This is a genomic window from Cellulosimicrobium sp. 22598 (genome assembly GCF_052044445.1).
Lineage (GTDB): Bacteria > Actinomycetota > Actinomycetes > Actinomycetales > Cellulomonadaceae > Cellulosimicrobium > Cellulosimicrobium cellulans_G.
Map to the genome: position 1 here is coordinate 1 of NZ_JBQEMZ010000045.1, position 1,248 is coordinate 1,248.

Annotated in this window: 1 protein-coding gene; it reads left to right on the forward strand. The window is 67.0% G+C overall.

Features of this window, described 5'->3' with window-relative positions:
• On the forward strand, positions 1-1,248 hold a 1,248-nt coding region (gene narH / locus ACTJIY_RS20805), incomplete at both ends, for a nitrate reductase subunit beta (RefSeq protein ID WP_440697264.1).

Sequence of the window (1,248 nt, forward strand, 5' to 3'; positions counted from 1 at the left end):
ATGGCGCAGATGTCGATGGTGATGAACCTGGACAAGTGCATCGGGTGTCACACGTGCTCGGTCACGTGCAAGCAGGCCTGGACGAACCGGACCGGGGTCGAGTACGTGTGGTTCAACAACGTCGAGACCCGTCCCGGGCTGGGGTACCCGCGCACCTACCAGGACCAGGACCGCTGGCAGGGCGGCTGGGTCCGCACCACGAAGGGCAAGCTGAAGCTGCGCGCCGGGGGCCGGTTGAAGAAGCTCGCCACGATCTTCTCCAACCCCGTCCTGCCCTCCATCCACGACTACTACGAACCGTGGACGTACGAGTACGACATGCTCCTGTCGGCCCCCCAGGGCCCCCACACCCCCGTCGCACGCCCCACGTCGCTGCTCACGGGCAAGGACATGACCATCTCCTGGTCGGCGAACTGGGACGACGACCTCGCCGGCTCCACCACCACCATGGCCGACGACCCGGTCCTGCAGCACATGTCCGAGCACGTCGCGACCGAGCTCGACAAGACGTTCATGTTCTACCTGCCCCGCATCTGCGAACACTGCCTCAACCCCGCCTGCGTCGCGTCCTGCCCCTCAGGCGCCATGTACAAGCGGGCCGAGGACGGCATCGTCCTCGTGGACCAGGACCAGTGCAGGGGTTGGCGCATGTGCGTCACCGGCTGCCCCTACAAGAAGGTCTACTTCAACCACAAGACCGGCAAAGCCGAGAAATGCACCCTGTGCTACCCCCGCATCGAGGTCGGCCTGCCCACCGTGTGCTCCGAGACCTGCGTCGGACGCCTGCGCTACCTCGGCCTCGTCCTGTACGACGCCGACAAGGTCACCCAAGCCGCCGTCGTCCAGGACGAGCACGACCTCCTCGCCGCCCAACGCGCCGTCTTCCTCGACCCGAACGACCCCCAGGTCATCGCCGCCGCACGACAAGAGGGCATCCCCGAGGACTGGATCACCGCCGCCCAACACTCCCCCATCTGGGACCTCATCACCCGCTACGAGGTCGCCCTCCCCCTGCACCCCGAGTACCGCACCCTGCCCATGGTCTGGTACATCCCACCCCTGTCCCCCGTCGTCGACGTCATCACCGCCTCCGGCAACGACGGAGAAGACGGACGCACCCTGTTCGCCGCCATCTCGAAGCTACGCATCCCCCTGGAATACCTCGCCGGACTCTTCACCGCCGGCGACACCGCCCCCGTCGAACGCGTCCTACGCCGCCTGGCCGCCATGCGCTCCTACATGCGCGAC